The organism is Acinetobacter sp. 228 (assembly GCF_048147885.1).
This window is the reverse complement of record NZ_JAYWYV010000015.1, coordinates 1-16,352: the sequence shown is the minus strand read 5'-3', so window position 1 is coordinate 16,352 and position 16,352 is coordinate 1. Positions and strand designations below refer to the sequence as shown.

At 40.1% G+C, this 16,352-nt stretch carries 12 protein-coding genes and 1 pseudogene; 8 read left to right on the top strand and 5 right to left on the bottom strand.

Going from position 1 to position 16,352, the window contains the following annotated elements; all coding sequences use genetic code 11:
• Nucleotides 1-225: 225 nt before the first annotated feature.
• The gene (locus VXQ92_RS11440; protein ID WP_416681741.1) at nt 226-1,515 is read right to left on the bottom strand and encodes an OmpP1/FadL family transporter; all 1,290 of its coding nucleotides are present in this window, start codon (nt 1,513-1,515) and stop codon (nt 226-228) included.
• Nucleotides 1,516-2,528: 1,013 nt separating this feature from the next.
• Here VXQ92_RS11440 and VXQ92_RS11435 point away from each other — a divergent pair.
• From VXQ92_RS11435 to VXQ92_RS11405, 7 genes are all read left to right on the top strand, one after another.
• Complete coding sequence (locus tag VXQ92_RS11435; protein WP_228138643.1) at nt 2,529-3,947, top strand: efflux transporter outer membrane subunit; 1,419 nt, start codon at nt 2,529-2,531, stop codon at nt 3,945-3,947.
• A gap of 123 nt (nt 3,948-4,070) precedes the next feature.
• Nucleotides 4,071-5,132 (top strand): HlyD family secretion protein, encoded by a 1,062-nt coding sequence (locus VXQ92_RS11430; RefSeq protein WP_064101585.1) that lies wholly within the window; start codon nt 4,071-4,073, stop codon nt 5,130-5,132.
• Complete coding sequence (rbbA, locus tag VXQ92_RS11425; protein WP_416681739.1) at nt 5,129-7,885, top strand: ribosome-associated ATPase/putative transporter RbbA; 2,757 nt, start codon at nt 5,129-5,131, stop codon at nt 7,883-7,885. The genes VXQ92_RS11430 and rbbA overlap by 4 nt, the downstream gene beginning before the upstream one ends.
• Before the next feature lies 1 nt (nt 7,886).
• Nucleotides 7,887-9,014: an ABC transporter permease gene (locus VXQ92_RS11420; protein WP_064095703.1), complete on the top strand. Its 1,128-nt coding sequence runs from the start codon at nt 7,887-7,889 to the stop codon at nt 9,012-9,014.
• Nucleotides 9,015-9,663: 649 nt separating this feature from the next.
• Complete coding sequence (locus VXQ92_RS11415) at nt 9,664-10,284, top strand: hypothetical protein (protein WP_416681737.1); 621 nt, start codon at nt 9,664-9,666, stop codon at nt 10,282-10,284.
• A 20-nt stretch (nt 10,285-10,304) separates the two neighbouring features.
• A complete protein-coding gene (locus VXQ92_RS11410; RefSeq protein ID WP_416681735.1) occupies nt 10,305-11,387 on the top strand; it encodes an ImmA/IrrE family metallo-endopeptidase in 1,083 nt (360 codons plus the stop codon).
• Between the two features lie 124 nt (nt 11,388-11,511).
• Complete coding sequence (locus VXQ92_RS11405; protein WP_416681733.1) at nt 11,512-12,645, top strand: hypothetical protein; 1,134 nt, start codon at nt 11,512-11,514, stop codon at nt 12,643-12,645.
• A gap of 20 nt (nt 12,646-12,665) precedes the next feature.
• Here the strand turns inward: VXQ92_RS11405 and VXQ92_RS11400 are convergent, their stop codons facing one another.
• The 3 genes and pseudogenes from VXQ92_RS11400 to VXQ92_RS11390 all read right to left on the bottom strand — a co-directional run bounded on the left by VXQ92_RS11400 (nt 12,666) and on the right by VXQ92_RS11390 (nt 14,387).
• Complete coding sequence (locus VXQ92_RS11400; RefSeq protein ID WP_416681732.1) at nt 12,666-13,355, bottom strand: hypothetical protein; 690 nt, start codon at nt 13,353-13,355, stop codon at nt 12,666-12,668.
• Nucleotides 13,356-13,370: 15 nt separating this feature from the next.
• A pseudogene (gene xseB, locus VXQ92_RS11395) lies at nt 13,371-13,478 on the bottom strand (exodeoxyribonuclease VII small subunit); the annotation flags it as partial.
• A gap of 42 nt (nt 13,479-13,520) precedes the next feature.
• Nucleotides 13,521-14,387, bottom strand: a complete 867-nt coding sequence (locus VXQ92_RS11390; protein ID WP_416681730.1) for a DUF2971 domain-containing protein — start codon at nt 14,385-14,387, stop codon at nt 13,521-13,523.
• 224 nt (nt 14,388-14,611) lie between these two features.
• Between VXQ92_RS11390 and VXQ92_RS11385 the strand changes: the two genes are divergently transcribed.
• On the top strand, nt 14,612-15,802 hold the full coding sequence (locus VXQ92_RS11385; RefSeq protein ID WP_416681728.1) for a phospholipase D family protein: 1,191 nt from the start codon (nt 14,612-14,614) through the stop codon (nt 15,800-15,802).
• Between the two features lie 64 nt (nt 15,803-15,866).
• Here the strand turns inward: VXQ92_RS11385 and VXQ92_RS11380 are convergent, their stop codons facing one another.
• Nucleotides 15,867-16,139 (bottom strand): hypothetical protein, encoded by a 273-nt coding sequence (locus tag VXQ92_RS11380; protein ID WP_416681725.1) that lies wholly within the window; start codon nt 16,137-16,139, stop codon nt 15,867-15,869.
• Nucleotides 16,140-16,352 lie beyond the last annotated feature (213 nt).

The window sequence follows — 16,352 nt, the reverse complement described above, 5'->3', positions numbered from 1 at the left end:
ATGAACTAGAGCGGTTAAATATAGGGATTGCTTAGAGTATTTATACTAGAATTTTAAGATTAAATAGATGAAAAATAACAAAATAAAAAAGATAAAAATTTCTATAGAAATGAAAGTGAGTAAAATATTGATTGGCGGTAAAATAAACAAATGCTATGCAAATGTATAAAATTAGGATTCAAACATAAAAAACCACCCGAAAGTGGTTTTTTATTTTATGAGAACTTAGAAGCGGTAACCCATTTTCAAGCCATAAGCAATTGCGTCATTGTCTTTAAAGCTACCTACATTTGGATTTGCTACAGTCAGAGCATCAGCATCGCCCAGCCAGAAATATTTCATTCCGCCTGCAATGAAATAGTTTGGAGCAGGAGAGAACTGAACCCCTACACCCACATTCCAGTAACCTTCTGTTGGACCAAGTGTTGTAACAGGATTACCTGCACCAGAGTCCCAGCCTACAGAGACATTACCTGCCCATTTTGCATTGAATTTACGGCCTACGCCCGCTGTAGCAGACCATTGATCTTCATTATATTCAACAAGATTCCCACCCTCTAACGAGGTCAAGAGAGCTTTAGTTGGAGCTAATGCTGGTAAAGCAGGAAGAGCATTTCCCGCAGCAGCAAGTTGATCTAAAGCTTGGCCGAATTGAGTTGGTCGAATTGCGAATCCATCCCAATTTACCCATCGAACATTTAAGAAGGCAACCGTGTCAGCCATGATCCCTGATTGTAGGTCTAGGTTAACAGATTGAGGAGTAGTAACATCAGTTTTGCCAGGAGCATAAGCAAATAATTGAGTAGGTAATACTCCAGGAATGCCGAAGCCTGGTACTACTGTATTAACATTCTCTCTTGAAGCAAGTTGGTGTTCGATTTCTGAACGGTAAGTCAAAGATGCTTTCAAGGCAATTTCAGGAATTTGGTAAGCCAGACCTGCTAACCAGCCTGTACCACCATCTTTTTTCATGGTGGCATCATATCCAGTTAATAATCCATAAGCGGTACCACGTAAAGATACATTACCTTTAGCTTCTTGATAAACTGGGCCTGCATAAATATTCCAGTTTTCAGTTGGCTGGAAACCAAACACGAAACTTAAATTTTCTGTCGTCACTTCAGCCCGGGTGCCATCATTACCTGTAGGATTAAAGGCAACAGAGCGGTCTTTATAGTCTGCTTCAGCACCAAATGGCTGATCAAAAATAAGACCAAAAGAAAAGTTGTCTGTTAACTGGAGCTTCAACGCAGCTGATACAGAATGATAATCACCCGCCATATCACCTGTTGCCTTATTGGTACCTACACCTAGTGTAGGTGAGTTTAGGGATGGTGCGTTAGAAGTGGTACCAGATACAGAAGGATCTAATACAGTAATACCCGCTTCAAAGTAATTACCTGGCTGTAAAAACGCTGCGATAGATTGCCCCGAACGATCCATTGCAGCAGCAAATGCACCTGTCATAGGTACAGTCGCGAGAATCATTGCAGTAGTTAATGTCTTTAATTTCATTTACGTCTTTCCTTGAGGTACAAATTTATATCTAGCGTTGTTGTTTGCACTTAAATTTAATTCTTTGGAGAGTTTGGTTACTAAACCGCAATCATTTGTTACTCCATGTGCCAAAAATACCACAAATAAAATAAGAGTAAATGCTCTAGTTTAAATAGACAGTTCAAAAAAACATCAAAATAGAGTAAAAGTACTAATTAGTGGCTTTAATTTAAAATTTAAGTGATTGAAATTATTATTTTTAATTACAGATAAATTGATTCTTAAAAAAATTAAATTTAATGAAAGATTGCACAACTAATTTGTTAATTAATTCGCATATTTCTACCCTTGTGTTCCGCTCAGTTTGAGCGAGAACGACAAAATTCTGTTACATGAGCGTTACATATACGCACCTCCAAAATGTATGAAGAAGAGTGTTTAAGATAGATAAAGTAGCTCATTAGGGTGAAATTTATATAATATATTTATTAGAATCAAAGGAATACTTGGACTAATTAATTGATTTTTTCAGGGGTAACAGTGCGATAGGGTACCTTAAATCTTCTACCATGAAAGCCAGTTTCAATTTGTTACTACATTAGATGCGTGAATACAGAGAGGGATATGTGCAGCTTAGACTGAACCGTGTATTGTGTAGAAATACACGATTGCAATAGGCAAACACACGTTGCAGATTGCAGAAAGTCTTGCCCATATAATGATGGTTAGAAGTTAGATATTTAATCCTTGAAATAAGGAGACGAAATGGCCTGATTCAGAAGTCAGGTTTTAAGCCTGTAACAGGTTAAAAGAATAATATAAAAACTAAATAAAATAAATACTTAGTGCATAATATCGGATAAGTCCTGATATCAGGTCATGATGCTGACTAGAAATTCAAAAGAATTAAAAGCAATGTGACCGGGTAGGCGAACGATATCGCCACCTTTTTCTGATGACTTAAGCAGATATTTATCTCAGACAGTCATGCATATTTTTAGAAAAGGCTCAGCTGACAGGAGGGTCAATTGTTGAAACTGAATATTTTTTGCAGATTTTATCTACATAGCAGTCTGGCGATACTTCCCATTTTAGCTCTATTGACAGGCTGTCAGAATACAGCCCCTTTGATCAAACCAGAGCCTGTCTTGCCAGCACACTATCCATTTCAGCAGGGCGGTACATATCATGCTTTGCCGTGGTCTGATTATGTCGGTGATCCTACTTTAGTGAGAATTGCCCGTCTTGCCCTGACCTATAATTATGACCTGAAAATTGCAGCACTCCGGATTCGTGAAGCCCAGGCTGCCTACGGTATTCAGCGTTCAGAATTGTGGCCGAGTATATTGGGAAGCAGTAGTTATGAACGCAGCAGGGTACCAGCAGATTTATCTCCTGTGGGCCGTGCTGTAACCACAGAACAGTATACGGTAGGTGTGGGAATAAGCCAGTGGGAACTGGATTTGTGGGGACGTATACGCAGCCTGAATGAAGCAGCATTACAGCAGTTTTTCGCTTCTGAATATAATCAGCTGGCGGTACGAAACAGCATTATTCAGCAGTCGATTCAGACCTATCTGACCCTGGCTGAACTAGAAAAACGGATTTATTATGCCGAAGGTTCTGTGCAAAATTATGAAAAATCTGTACGTATCTTTAAACGGCGTTACGAGGTTGGGGCAGGTTCAAAAGTAGAATATATGCAGGCACAAACCTTGCTCAGTAATGGCCGGGCGTTGCTAACCCAGCTGCAAAATGTTCAGGACATGACAGCCAATTATTTGATCCAGTTGATAGGTCAGCCTGTAGAAGTCCCAAGATTAGGCCTGGATCAGCTGAATTTTAAGCCAGTCGTATTACAGACCGGACTTCCGTCGGAGTTACTGCTGAACCGGCCAGATATTCGGGCTGCTGAAGCTTTACTGTATTCCCAGCATGCCAATATCCAGGCTGCCCGTGCTGCATTTTTTCCGCGTATTGCGCTCACGGGGAGTTTTGGAACAGCCAGTACAGAACTGGAGGGTCTGTTCAAATCCGGTAGTTCAGTATGGTCGATTGCTCCCAGTATCACTTTGCCCATATTTACCGCAGGTCAGTTAAAAAATAATGTCATCTTGGCGGAGGTGAGACAGGATATTGCTGTGGCTGACTATGAAAAAACTGTACAGAATGCCTTCCGGGAAGTGGCTGATGCTTTGGTTGATCAGCGCTATTTAAGCCAGCAACTGCAAATACAGGATCAGGGACTGGCTGCTTTTCGGGAAACAGCACGACTGGCACAGTTACGCTATGATAATGGTGCCGTGGGTTATCTCGATGTGCTAGATGCACAGCGAAGTTTGCTGACGGCAGAACAGCAGTGGATTGAAACCCAAAGTGCCTTAATGCAGTCTTATATTTCCCTGTATTTTGCACTGGGCGGTGATAGCAGACTGGTACAGCCAGGCTAAATTTATTTGTTGAATACACTTATTATAAATTGAACAAAATAAAAGAATTAATGTTTTGATTTTACTAAAAATTATAAAAAGGGTGAGTAACAGCCCGATTGAATATGTTGAGTAAGCAGATCTATGAATATAAAAAAAATATCCATTGTGGGAGCAGTCGTTGTCGCCATCTTGGTGGGCTACCTGATCTGGAAAAACATGAATCAGCCTGATACCGATGGGTTGGTCAGTGGGAATGGACGGATTGAGGCGACTGAAGTCAATATTTCCAGTAAGTTCGCTGGCCAGTTAGAAGAAATTCTGGTGCGGGAAGGAGATTTTGTCGAGCCAGGGCAGATTCTGGCGCGAATAAAAGTTTCTACCCTCGAAGCTCAACTGCGCGAAATCCAGGCCCAACAACGTCAGGCTGAAGATGGTATTGCGACCGCAGAAGCGCAACTGGCAATGCGTAAAAGTGAAAAATCAGCCGCCGAAGCGATGGTGCTGCAACGTGAAACAGAACTTATTGCAGCAAAAAACCGTCTGGCACGGACGGAAATTCTAGCCAAGGAAGGCGCATCTTCCAGGCAGCAGCTGGATGATGAGAGGGCAGATGCCAAGCGTGTAGCAGCAGTACTCAGCGCAGCCCAGGCGCAAGTGGACAGCGCTGAAGGAGCTATCGTGGCCGCACGCAGCCAGGTTTCGAGCGCACAATCTCAGGTCGATGCTATCAAAGCAACCATTGACCGGATCAATTTCGATATTGAGGATGCCCAGCTTAAGGCACCCTTGAAGGCACGGGTGCAGTTCCTGGTCGCACAACCAGGCGAAATGATTGCTGCGGGGGGGCGGGTCATGAACCTGATTGATCTGTCCGATGTCTATATGACGTTTTTCCTGCCGGAAACCGTGGCTGGCCGTATCGCAATCGGTACTGAAGTCCGGATTGTGCTGGATGTGGCCAAAAATCTGGTAATTCCTGCTCGGGTGTCTTTTGTTGCCGACACGGCCCAGTTCACTCCAAAAACCGTGGAGACTGAAAGTGAACGCCAGAAATTAATGTTCCGTGTCAAGGCAAAAATTGATCCTGAATTGCTGAGAAAACATATCCAGCAAGTCAAAACCGGTCTTCCAGGCGTGGCCTATATCAAACTTGATTCCAATCTGCCTTGGCCCGCGTTCTTAAGAAATCAGGTTAAATCATGATGCCGCAATTTGTTGCCGGAGCGGCAGTTGCCGAAATCCAGCAGGTCAGTCTGAAATATGGCAAGACCCAAGCTTTACAGGACATTTCCCTGTCGCTTCCTGCGGGCTGCATGATTGGACTGATCGGACCGGATGGTGTGGGGAAATCCAGTTTGCTGGCCTTACTGGCCGGTGCCAAGGTCGTTCAGGCGGGCCGCCTGATCGTGCTTGGTGGAGATATTGCTGACCCGAAGCATCGCAGAAAAGTTTGTCCGCATATTGCCTACATGCCTCAAGGTCTGGGCAGCAATCTGTCCAAAAACCTATCTGTCGAGGAAAACCTGCAGTTCGTTGCGCGATTGTTTGGGCATAGTCGTACAGAAAGCCGTAAACGCATTGATGATCTGACTAAAAGTACAGGACTATATGAATTTCTTGATCGGCCGGCAGGAAAATTGTCCGGAGGCATGAAACAGAAACTTGGATTATGCTGCTCCCTGATTCATGATCCGGATTTTCTGATTCTGGATGAGCCCACCACGGGAGTCGATCCCTTGGCACGGGCACAGTTCTGGGAGCTGATTAACCGTATCCGTCAGGTTCGTCCCCAGATGAGTGTAATTGTCGCCACTGCCTACATGGATGAAGCCCAAGGCTTCGACTGGCTGGCGATGATGGATGAAGGCAAAATCCTGAAAACCGGAACTCCGCAAGAACTATTAACGCAGACAGAAAGTAACAGTCTGGAAGATGCTTATATCAAGCTATTACCGGAAGAAAAGAAACAGGGCTATACCCCTGTAGTGATTCCGCCTTTACCAGATTACGATTCAGATGGCTATGCGCTGGAAGCGAAGGATCTGACGGTCAGGTTTGGTGATTTTACCGCTGTAGATCACGTCAATTTCCAGATTCGGCAGGGTGAAATCTTCGGTTTTCTGGGATCGAATGGCTGTGGTAAAACCACCACCATGAAAGTACTGACCGGATTGCTCGAAGCTTCGGAAGGGCAAGCCTGGCTATTTGGCCAGCCAGTGGAAGGCAGTAATATTGAGACCCGCCGCCGTGTTGGTTATATGTCACAGTCATTCTCTCTTTATAGTGAACTTACTATTACCCAGAACCTGGTACTTCACGCAAAATTGTTTCATGTGCCGGCTGAACAGATTGACACGCGTGTACAGCAGATGCTGCAGCGTTTTGACTTGGCCGAAGTGAAAAACAAGCTGCCTGATGACTTGCCGCTGGGTATCCGTCAGCGTCTGTCTCTTGCTGTGGCACTGGTACATAACCCGGAAATCCTGATTCTGGATGAACCGACTTCGGGGGTAGACCCGATTGCTCGTGACAATTTCTGGCGTTTTTTAATCTCCTTGTCTCGCAAGGACGGGGTCACCATCTTTATTTCAACGCATTTCATGAATGAAGCACAGCGCTGTGACCGGATTTCCCTGATGCATGCCGGCCGGGTTCTGGACAGTGCTGCACCCGCACAGTTGATCAAAAATAGGCAGGCTGCCACTCTGGAAGAAGCATTTATTGGCTACCTAATGGATGCTGGAGCAGCCAGCCAGACGCCACCTGAACAGGAGCTAGAAGGCAGTATTTCCAATGACCAGACAGTGAAAGAAGAAACCAGGATATCCAGCCGATTTAGCCTGCAACGGATGCTTAGCTATGCTTGGCGTGAATCGCTGGAGCTGGCACGTGATCCGATACGTGCCACCATGGCGCTGGTCGGGTCGATTATCCTGCTGTTTGTGATGGGGTATGGAATCACCATGGACGTAGATAATCTGACCTTTGCAGTACTGGATCGTGACCAGAGTGGTCTTAGCCAGAATTACAGCATGAGCATTGCGGGTTCACGTTATTTTGTTGAAAAGCCACCGCTGCAAAATTATGAGGATCTGGATCAACGCATGCGAAGTGGCGATATCTCTTTGGCCATTGAAATTCCACCTGATTTTGCCCGGGATGTTAATCGCGGAGAAGAGGTTAAGATTGGCGCCTGGATTGATGGTGCCATGCCACAGCGTGCTGAAACAGTGAAGGGCTATGTACAGGGAATTCATACTCACTGGTTGATGCAGCAGGAACTAGAGCGAAGTGGATATAAAACCTCGAGTACCATAAATATAGAAACCCGATTCCGCTACAATCCCGACATCAAGAGCCTGCCTGCAATCGCGCCCGCTGTATTTCCCATATTGATTTTATTGATTCCTGCCATGCTGACAGCACTGTCTGTGGTGCGGGAAAAAGAGCTCGGTTCAATTGTGAACCTGTATGTAACTCCGGTGACCCGCAGTGAATTTTTGATTGGCAAGCAAATTCCTTATGTAGTTCTGGCCATGCTGAACTATTTCCTGATGTGCCTGATCATTGTGGCGATATTCGATGTGCCGATCAAGGGCAGTTTCATAACGCTGACCCTGGCATCCTTCCTGTTTATTATTTTTTCTACCGGCTTGGGACTGCTGGCATCTTCATTGACCAAAAGCCAGATTGCCTCGATGTTTCTGGTGTTGATCGGTACGCTTATACCTGCGGTGCAGTTCGCCGGTATTATCAATCCTGTTTCCTCTCTGGAAGGTTTTGGTCGCTGGTTTGGTGAAATCTATCCTACTACGCATATGGTGAATATCAGCCGCGGGGTATTTAACAAGGCATTGAGCTTTAATGCACTGCATCAGGATTTTTGGGTGATTCTGCTGTCAGTCCCTGTGATTATGGGTGCAGCAATTCTTGCCCTGAAGAAACAGGAGTCCTAGCATGGTCAGCCAGAAAATAAAGAATATCTATCTGCTCGGTTGCAAGGAACTGTGGAGTCTATGGCGTGATCCGGTCATGCTGATTCTGATTGTCTATACTTTTACCGTCGCCGTCTATACGGCTGCAACCGCTATGCCTGACAGTCTGAATATGGCACCCATCGCGATTGTGGATGAAGATCATTCAACCTTGTCGGAGCGGATAAGCTCGGCTTTTTATCCTCCCTACTTTCTGCCCCAGACGACTGAACTGAATCATATGGATGCCGGAATGGATGCCGGAGAATTTACCTTCGCCCTGAATATTCCGGTCAATTTTCAGGAAGATATACTGGCAGGAAGAGAGGCAACGATTCAGGTCAATGTTGATGCCACGCGGATGACTCAGGCCATGGTCGGGGCGGGTTATATTCAGCAGATTATACTGTCCGAAGTCAATGAATACGTTTTGCGTCACCGTGAAATAAGCACCCTGCCAGTAGAACTGGAAATGCGGGCACGTTTTAACCCTGTGCTTGACCAGAAATGGTTTGGGAGTGTGATGCAAATCATCAATAACGTGGCAATGCTGTCCATTATTCTAACTGGCGCAGCTTTAATCCGTGAACGTGAACACGGTACGATAGAACATCTGATGGTCATGCCGGTCACCGTATTTGAAATTATGATGTCCAAAGTCTGGTCGATGAGCCTGGTGGTTTTGCTTGCAGCATTTTTAGGTTTGAAACTGGTGGTACAGATCATCTTGAAGGTACCGATAGAGGGAAATCTGTGGCTGTTCTTTTTCGGAGCATTATTGACCTTGTTCGCGACTACTTCGATGGGCATTTATTTGGCGACCATGTCCAAGTCAATGCCGCAATTTGGCCTTTTGATGATGTTGACTCTGATCCCGATGCAAATGCTGTCTGGTGGAATGACGCCACGTGAAAGTATGCCTGAAGTACTGCAAAATGTGATGCTGATTGCTCCGACCACACACTTTGTCGAACTTGCTCAGGCCATTTTGTATAGAAATGCCGGGCTGAGTGTGGTCTGGCCGGCATTTCTCTGGCTCATTGGCATTGGCACGGTATTTTTCTATGTAGCATGGAAACGCTTTAAGGACACTATTCATACCATGGCTTAGCCATACATCGAATATGTCATATCTTGAAAAAGTATCTGGGGGCTATGGGCAAGCGGATATTGTATAGGGAGGGCAGACCAGTGGACTTGTCTTGCTTAATTGTACTCTAAACCAATAGCACTGACTCTGGGCGTACTTGATAGAGCAGTGTCGGGGAAGGCCATTCTATAAAAATAACGGGCCAATCTAAAAAAATGAAAATTAATGGTACGCCCTGCGCGAATAGAACTATAAGCTAAAATACTTGTAGATATTGTGTTTTAGCTTTCATGTTTTTGAATTGTATCCCTATTTGTATCCTCATTTTCTTAAGTACTTTGTAGTGGTGAAATATCATTAGGGACGTGGGTTCGAATTCTAAACAGGGATTCGAACTGAAGAGTATGGTGAATTGATTTTGGAAGAATGATAAAGTTCAATTATGATTCAAGTCTGCTTGCTGTATTGAGGTATTTGTTGAGAAGGTAGTAAACAGTCTTGAGTAACTTTAAATAGTACTTATAGGTTTATTGAGTATAAGTAGAAATCGCATAAAGTTAGATTGGTTGACAAATCATAAATATAGTCGCAAATGTTGGTTGACAAATTTTAAAATTAGTCCTATTTTGGTTTTTAACCAACATCTCAAATTCAATTTGGACTTATTTTGATGAATGAACAAAAGCTACATCCTCCCTCCGTATTTGAACCTCAATTAACAAATGAAGTACTTGAGTATTTCGCCATACCTATGCTTGAAATTTATTGTGATGTTCACTCGATTCTAAATAGTGAAAATGATGATAACTATACACGTGGTACAGCAATATTTGGTCGAACATACGAACAGTTTAAAAAATTAATTGCATCACAGGATTGCCCTGTAAAAGTTCATCTTAAAGATGGAACATTCCGATTCATTTTTCAAATTGGCTATGCTCAGATTGGTTTCTGCAAAGGAAGCTCTACTGATCCAAAATCATTAAAACTTAGAAAATATACACCTACAAATTACGACCTATTCCAAATGGATGATAACCAGCCAGTTATTTGGAAATTTATTCTTAACGAACCTAAAACGGATGAGGATGAAGCATTTGTTGAGTTTGTTGGTTTTAATTTAGCTACTGTACCAGTTGCTTATTGGCGATCTAATGACAATTTAGATGGCAATAAGCTACATTTAATAGACCCAATTACACCTGAATCTGTTGAGCTAAATGCTCCATTTATTGAAGATCCTGATTTAGATGATCTCGAAAATGAAGATTTGGATACCAAGTTTAATTAGTAGTAACAAGCAATGTCATTATGAACACGCCTTTTAATGGATTAGAACTAAAGCTTCTTAGACAGTTTAATGAACTGTCTTTAGAGGAGTTAGGTCAGCACCTTGAGTGCACACGGCAATATGTTCACAAAGTTGAAACTGGGCAGAGTATTCCTAGTCCTCAATTCATTGAACAAATCGCCAATTTTTTTAATGTTCCCGAAGCACTGTTTACAAATGTAAAACCAGTTTTACAGGAAGAACAAATCCATTTTAGAAGTAACCGAACTACCAAGGTAGCGACCAAGCAGGTTGTGATGGCCCGTGGTGAATACATAAAACGTTTAACTGAGTATTTGGATTCTAAGCTTAGATTACCTAAATATGATATTCATGATCCAAATCGCTCTGGTTCTATTGAAGCAATTGCGGAGCAATGTCGTGCTGACTGGGGGCTTGGTTTAGGTCCAATTAGTAATATGATTCGATTATGTGAGTCACATGGGGTAGTCGTTACAACTTTCCAATCTGTGTCGACAGAAGTTGATGCTCTTTCTTTAGCCACAGTACGTCCAATTTTTGTACGTAATGAAGCAAAAGAGAGTGAATGTCGACAGCGTTTTGATCTTGCGCATGAGCTTGGCCATCTTGTACTTCATGATGGAATGGTCACCGGAGATCGCCTTACTGAATCTGAAGCAAATCAATTTGCATCAGCTTTATTGATTCCTCAGACGATGATGCGAACTCATTTCCCAACATGGTTTAGAGGTGGGCGCTATAATTGGGCAAAACTAAGTGAGTTTAAACAAACTTGGAAGGTGAGTAAGGCTGCAATTCTATATAGAGCAAAGTCCTTAGGTTTACTTACTCAAGAGCAATACACTAGTGGTGTAATAGCTTTAAGGAAGAGTAGTGAGTCAATTACTGAAAAAGAAGACCATTTAATCTCAAAGGAGAAGCCTGAGCTACTTCAAGCTTGCTTTACCATGCTGGCAAAAAAGAAAATCTTTGCTGAAGATGTTGCAGCTGCTTTAGATGTTAATGTGAGTTTTCTTAAAAATTTGGTTGGAATAGATATACCAAAGAGACCTAAGTTAAGGGTTTTGGAAGAAAGCGCCTGATGGCGCTTTTTTTATATTCAACTATTCAATTTTTATTGGGATATTTATGCGATAGCATATTAATTTAATGCAAAATTTAAGAATTCAATTATCATTGATGCAATTTGATTTATTAAAATAAATTATGAAGCGACTTCCTGAATATAATGGCCTAAATAATAATATTTGGAATTATTTTAAAGTTTTAAAAAAATCATTACAACTTTCTCCGATAGAAAAGCCTGATATGTCTCCATTCTTGGTTCATATGACAGGAAAGAATCAAATTTTAGAAATTCTAAAGTCTGGTGAAGATGACGAACATGGGTTGATAAAATCTTCAGTACCATCGCAATCGCAATCTTCATGGTATAAGAGAGAAGTAGTCTGTTTTACAGAATCTGTATTACATTCTATAGATTCTTTTCGATATATCGCATTCAACCGTTTTAAATCTAATCTTTTCTATGGAATAGGGTTTTCGAAAGAAAAATTAGCACTTCATGAGAGAATCCGGCCTGCTTTATATATAGATAAAAATACAATTGGAGATTTAGCTTCTTTAGAAGCTAATCTTCCTGAATCCATTGAGAATTTCACTAGTGAAAATATAAAAGTTAAACGGCTTTTAGATAATTTAATTCCATTTATCACACCGGTTTTTCAAGATGAAAATAGACAAGGTTATACATGGGAACGTGAATGGCGCTATTTTAATGCAGAGTCGATGGGATTTAAGTTTTCATATGAAGATATAGAAATTATATGTTGCCCCCCATCAGAGAAATCAGCTATAGAAGAACAATTAGGGAGCTTTTCTAGAAATATTAAGTTTGTAAGTACATGGGGAGAATATAATGAAGTTGTTGAGTTTATGAAGAGTCGGCAACATAATTTTTCATCAGGTATATATAGATATTCACCAATAGAAAGATTAGAACAGCATAAACAAGAGTTTAGTAGAGCAAAGAATCAACTAGAAGCATATAAAGAATATGCTGTAACACTTTCTAATCAAATCAATGATTTGAAAGAATATATATCTGATTATGGCAGTGAAATACAGAAAATAGATATTGCTTTAAATAAGGCGAGAATAAAACAAAAAGAAATAGATGAACATCAGGCTATTTTGGATTCTAGATGTGATGAATGCATAAGAGATTTTGAGCCACAAGAAAGAAAAACAAAATATAAAAAAGGGCTAGATTTTGATCGCGGATTCCAACCTTATATCTGTAGAGAGTGTGCCCTAAGATTAGACGTAAATATTGACTAAAAAAAGCACCTTAGGGTGCTTTACATATCAATGAAAATTTCATTTTTACTTGGCAGACTACAAAACTTATTAGCAATCGTAGGTTTTAACCCACTAATTAGAGTTGATACAGCAAAGTAAAGGAAAGTAATAAATAGCAATATTAAAACTATTACCTGAGAAACAGTTAACTTGTTAATTAAGATTTGCTGTTCTTCTTCCGAAAGTAAAGTAAATAGAAAGTAAGGTGATACTGCTAAAAATACAAACACCAAATAAAAAATAAATCCCCCAAAAGCATTTAACTGTTCTCTTTTTTTACTAAAATTTGTACAAGTCACAGGCCTTTTTTTTACATCATCATATTTTATAATATCTTTAATTCTAAGATATTTAGAGATTGCACCCGAGATGTTTTCTCTGGAGAGAATATATGCTGCCATTGCAGGTATGCAATCTTTATCCCCAATAATTGTATGAAGTTGGAGCTCTTCACAATAACGAAGGTAGTCATTATTTAGGTCTTGAGATAAAAATGTATGATCTTTTAGTTTTGATTCACGCTCAAATTTCTCTAAAAGTCTTTTTTTGCCTAAATCCTTTAATTCTAAAGAGAAATGCACAAGTGAACGAGATTTAAATGCCAAGATTAAAATAATACATAAAATGATTACAGATGATGAGTTTTTTTCTGTTAGATATTTAGTCAATTCAACTATTTCAGATACCATTTTTTCTATCCAAAATTATTCCTTAAAAGTCTCATTCAAAGCCTGCTGTACTGCATCCACACGTGATTTACAAGCTTTGTAAGCAGACATGGATTCTTCAACGATTTTCATAAAATTATCAATTTTTCGAAAACCGCTATTGAATTTCCACATTACTATATTTGATTATTGTGCTCTTAAGCTTTCCTCGAAATGACGAATAGTAAAAGCTTCTTTACTAAGGCGTGGATGATCAGGAACTGCTAATTTGAAACTATTTGGCTGTAACTGGGCTTGGTACACAGGTAAATTACATTTGTTTGATACGTTATATTGATTTATAGCGTTTGAGAGCCTGTTGTATTTTTCATCATCTGAATTTAATTTAGCACCTAAAATGACTGACGCTATGCTTAAGGGTGGAAACTTTACTAACAATGAATTTTCATTGTTGGGATCATAATCATGTTTAAGCACCCGAAATTCTTCTTCATATTCCCACTCAATAGATTTCGTCAAGAATTGATTTTTTACCATTTTATCCATAATTCTAAAAAAATCATTCGACCATGGCGTAAATGGGACAGATGGTAAGATTGTTTTAGGAAATTTATCCGTATATATGACTTTTAATAGAGTAAGGGCTTCAGGAGCGGGACCGTAAATGAAAGGTTGCGGTATTCTAAATTCGATAACGAATCCCTGATGTGATTGCGCATAATGCGACCACATTAGAATACTTAAAGGATTATTGTTGAAGCATGTAACTGCTAATTTTTCAGTGAGAGCTTTTTGAAGTAAGTCAGTAGTTTTGTCACCTTCAATTTCAGTTACTGCTACGCAGTCATAAGGATCATTGAAACGAGCAGGAGGAGTAAACTTTAAATGACAGTCTGTGAATATTTCTAATACTTTAAAATATTGGTCAAAGCTTAGATGTTTATATATGTAGTAAAAATCTTTGTCACATCTCAAGTTTTCATAGTCTGAAAACGCCTCATCAGCGTCTATTATTGATAACAGTCCCATTGCTACGGATTTCAAATCGTTCAAGTAAACCTCTTTAATTAGATTTGTTATTAATATTCGATGCTTAGTATAAGATATTTTTTGTAAGGTTTATTCCTTATTAAATATAAAAATAAAAGACAATGAAAATGAATTTTTAAAATTTAAATTTTGCACTTTACTTGCGGCTTACTCATGCATAAAGTGTGGCTTGATATATCAAAAATTCCTTAAAAAACAAAATTTTCTTTCTATAAGAGTTGTCTATTATGAATATTCTGAATAGTCCTAAACTGATTAGACAAAAACTTTCTGACTTGCTGTCACAGTGCGAAAAAATGCATTTTGCTGTTGCTTGGGCTACACACCAGCATGAGTTCTTTAAAGAACTGGTAGAACATCAAGATAAGATCGAGGCAGGCTATATAGGTCTGCACTTTTTCCAGACCAGTCCGGAATTTATCGAACAATTTTCGAACCATGGATCTGTTTACTTTGTTGATTCATCTAAAAAAGGCGTATTCCATCCTAAAGTATATGTATTTGATCTAGGTAGTCTATATGCGGTGGTGCTGGGTAGTGCCAATATGACAAATGGGGCCTTAACTACTAATGATGAGCTTTGCCTTAACTGGTACGCAAATAAAGACGATAAAGCTGTTCAGGAATTAATTGATACCATTGAGTCTTATTCGGAACTGAATCTGGTTAAAGTTGATGATGAGTGGTTAGAGCTCTATACAGAAAAAGCCAAAGCATATAACCGCGCAGTGAAAAAGATCCAAGATGCTGATAGCACGTATAGTGCTGAAAAGATCCTACCAGATTTAAACGTGAGTATTGAATGGGATAAGTTTAGCGACCTTATTAAGCTTAATCGTGACGTAAATGGGCTGGATGAGCGTATCGAGTTATTGGATCATTGCCAGGATTTGCTTACCTGTCAGTCATTAAATGATATGGGCTATGCGGATAGGAGGTTGATTTCAGGCTTAAGTGATATAGAAGCGACTATGAATAGCGGTTGGTTTGGTAGTTTGAATCCAAATGGTGTAGCTAGACAAATTATTAAGAACTATCCGGAGGTGTTTTCTAAGCCTCTTGACGAGATCCCATTAACTGGTGATATCACAAAGCAATGCTTTAATCGTTTTATCCAGGTATTCGAAAACGAATTCAGTAAGTATAAGTTTGCCCGTACACCTACTATCTTCACTTTAACTCGTTTCTTAGGGATCAAACGTCCTGATTTTTTTGTATCGATTAACCATAAAAATTTCACCCAGCTTGCAGAAGCATTGAACTTTGATCAAAAGCCATCGGTCGAAAGTTACTGGGATCTACTGCAGTTAATTCACCAACAACCTTGGTACACCACACAATTAGATGAGAACCATCCAGACTATGCTTTATGGAAATATCGAGTAGCTATGCTTGATGCTATCTATTATGAGCAATAAAACTGGTTAAGTGCCTAGTTACAATATAAGAAAGGTCCTCGGATCTTTCTATCAATTAAGTGGGTTACGAATATAAATAATTCCATGCTTTCAATTTGATTGATATTTTACTGTTATTTTTTTTAACTTCCTTTACTGAAAATGAGCTTTTTATTTGGCCCAGATTCTTTTTCGGTAGGCTGGATCTTTGTACCTGGTGAATATCAGCAGCACACACTTCCAATTGTCTGGTGAAAGCTTTGCCTCCATTTATGGCTCGGCTATATTCTTTCTGCATTATAGAATTCATATCTTGTTCACTTAGGCCGATTACCCCAGTAATGACCAACTCAGCCAAGCGATAACAAACCTTATGGCATAGCTGTATATCTGATTCTTTTCCTAAATATTTATGTAGACTCCTAGGTCTGATAAAAGCAATTTGAATTGTTTTAATGACATATTGACTTCTAAATTTAGTGTTAGTTTTAAGGGGCTTTGTTGCACAAAGCTATTCTTGAGGGCTTCTTTAGCAATATAATTTCCAGATGAAGAAGCCTGCACCTAAAAC

Excerpts from the sequence above, each read along its gene's own strand:
- VXQ92_RS11440 (WP_416681741.1), bottom strand. The coding sequence starts at position 1,515 with ATGAAATTAAAGACATTAACTACTGCAATGATTCTCGCGACTGTACCT.
- VXQ92_RS11430 (WP_064101585.1), top strand. The coding sequence starts at position 4,071 with ATGAATATAAAAAAAATATCCATTGTGGGAGCAGTCGTTGTCGCCATC.
- rbbA (WP_416681739.1), top strand. The coding sequence starts at position 5,129 with ATGATGCCGCAATTTGTTGCCGGAGCGGCAGTTGCCGAAATCCAGCAG.
- VXQ92_RS11420 (WP_064095703.1), top strand. The coding sequence starts at position 7,887 with ATGGTCAGCCAGAAAATAAAGAATATCTATCTGCTCGGTTGCAAGGAA.
- VXQ92_RS11415 (WP_416681737.1), top strand. The coding sequence starts at position 9,664 with ATGAATGAACAAAAGCTACATCCTCCCTCCGTATTTGAACCTCAATTA.
- VXQ92_RS11410 (WP_416681735.1), top strand. The coding sequence starts at position 10,305 with ATGAACACGCCTTTTAATGGATTAGAACTAAAGCTTCTTAGACAGTTT.
- VXQ92_RS11405 (WP_416681733.1), top strand. The coding sequence starts at position 11,512 with ATGAAGCGACTTCCTGAATATAATGGCCTAAATAATAATATTTGGAAT.
- VXQ92_RS11400 (WP_416681732.1), bottom strand. The coding sequence starts at position 13,355 with ATGGTATCTGAAATAGTTGAATTGACTAAATATCTAACAGAAAAAAAC.
- VXQ92_RS11385 (WP_416681728.1), top strand. The coding sequence starts at position 14,612 with ATGAATATTCTGAATAGTCCTAAACTGATTAGACAAAAACTTTCTGAC.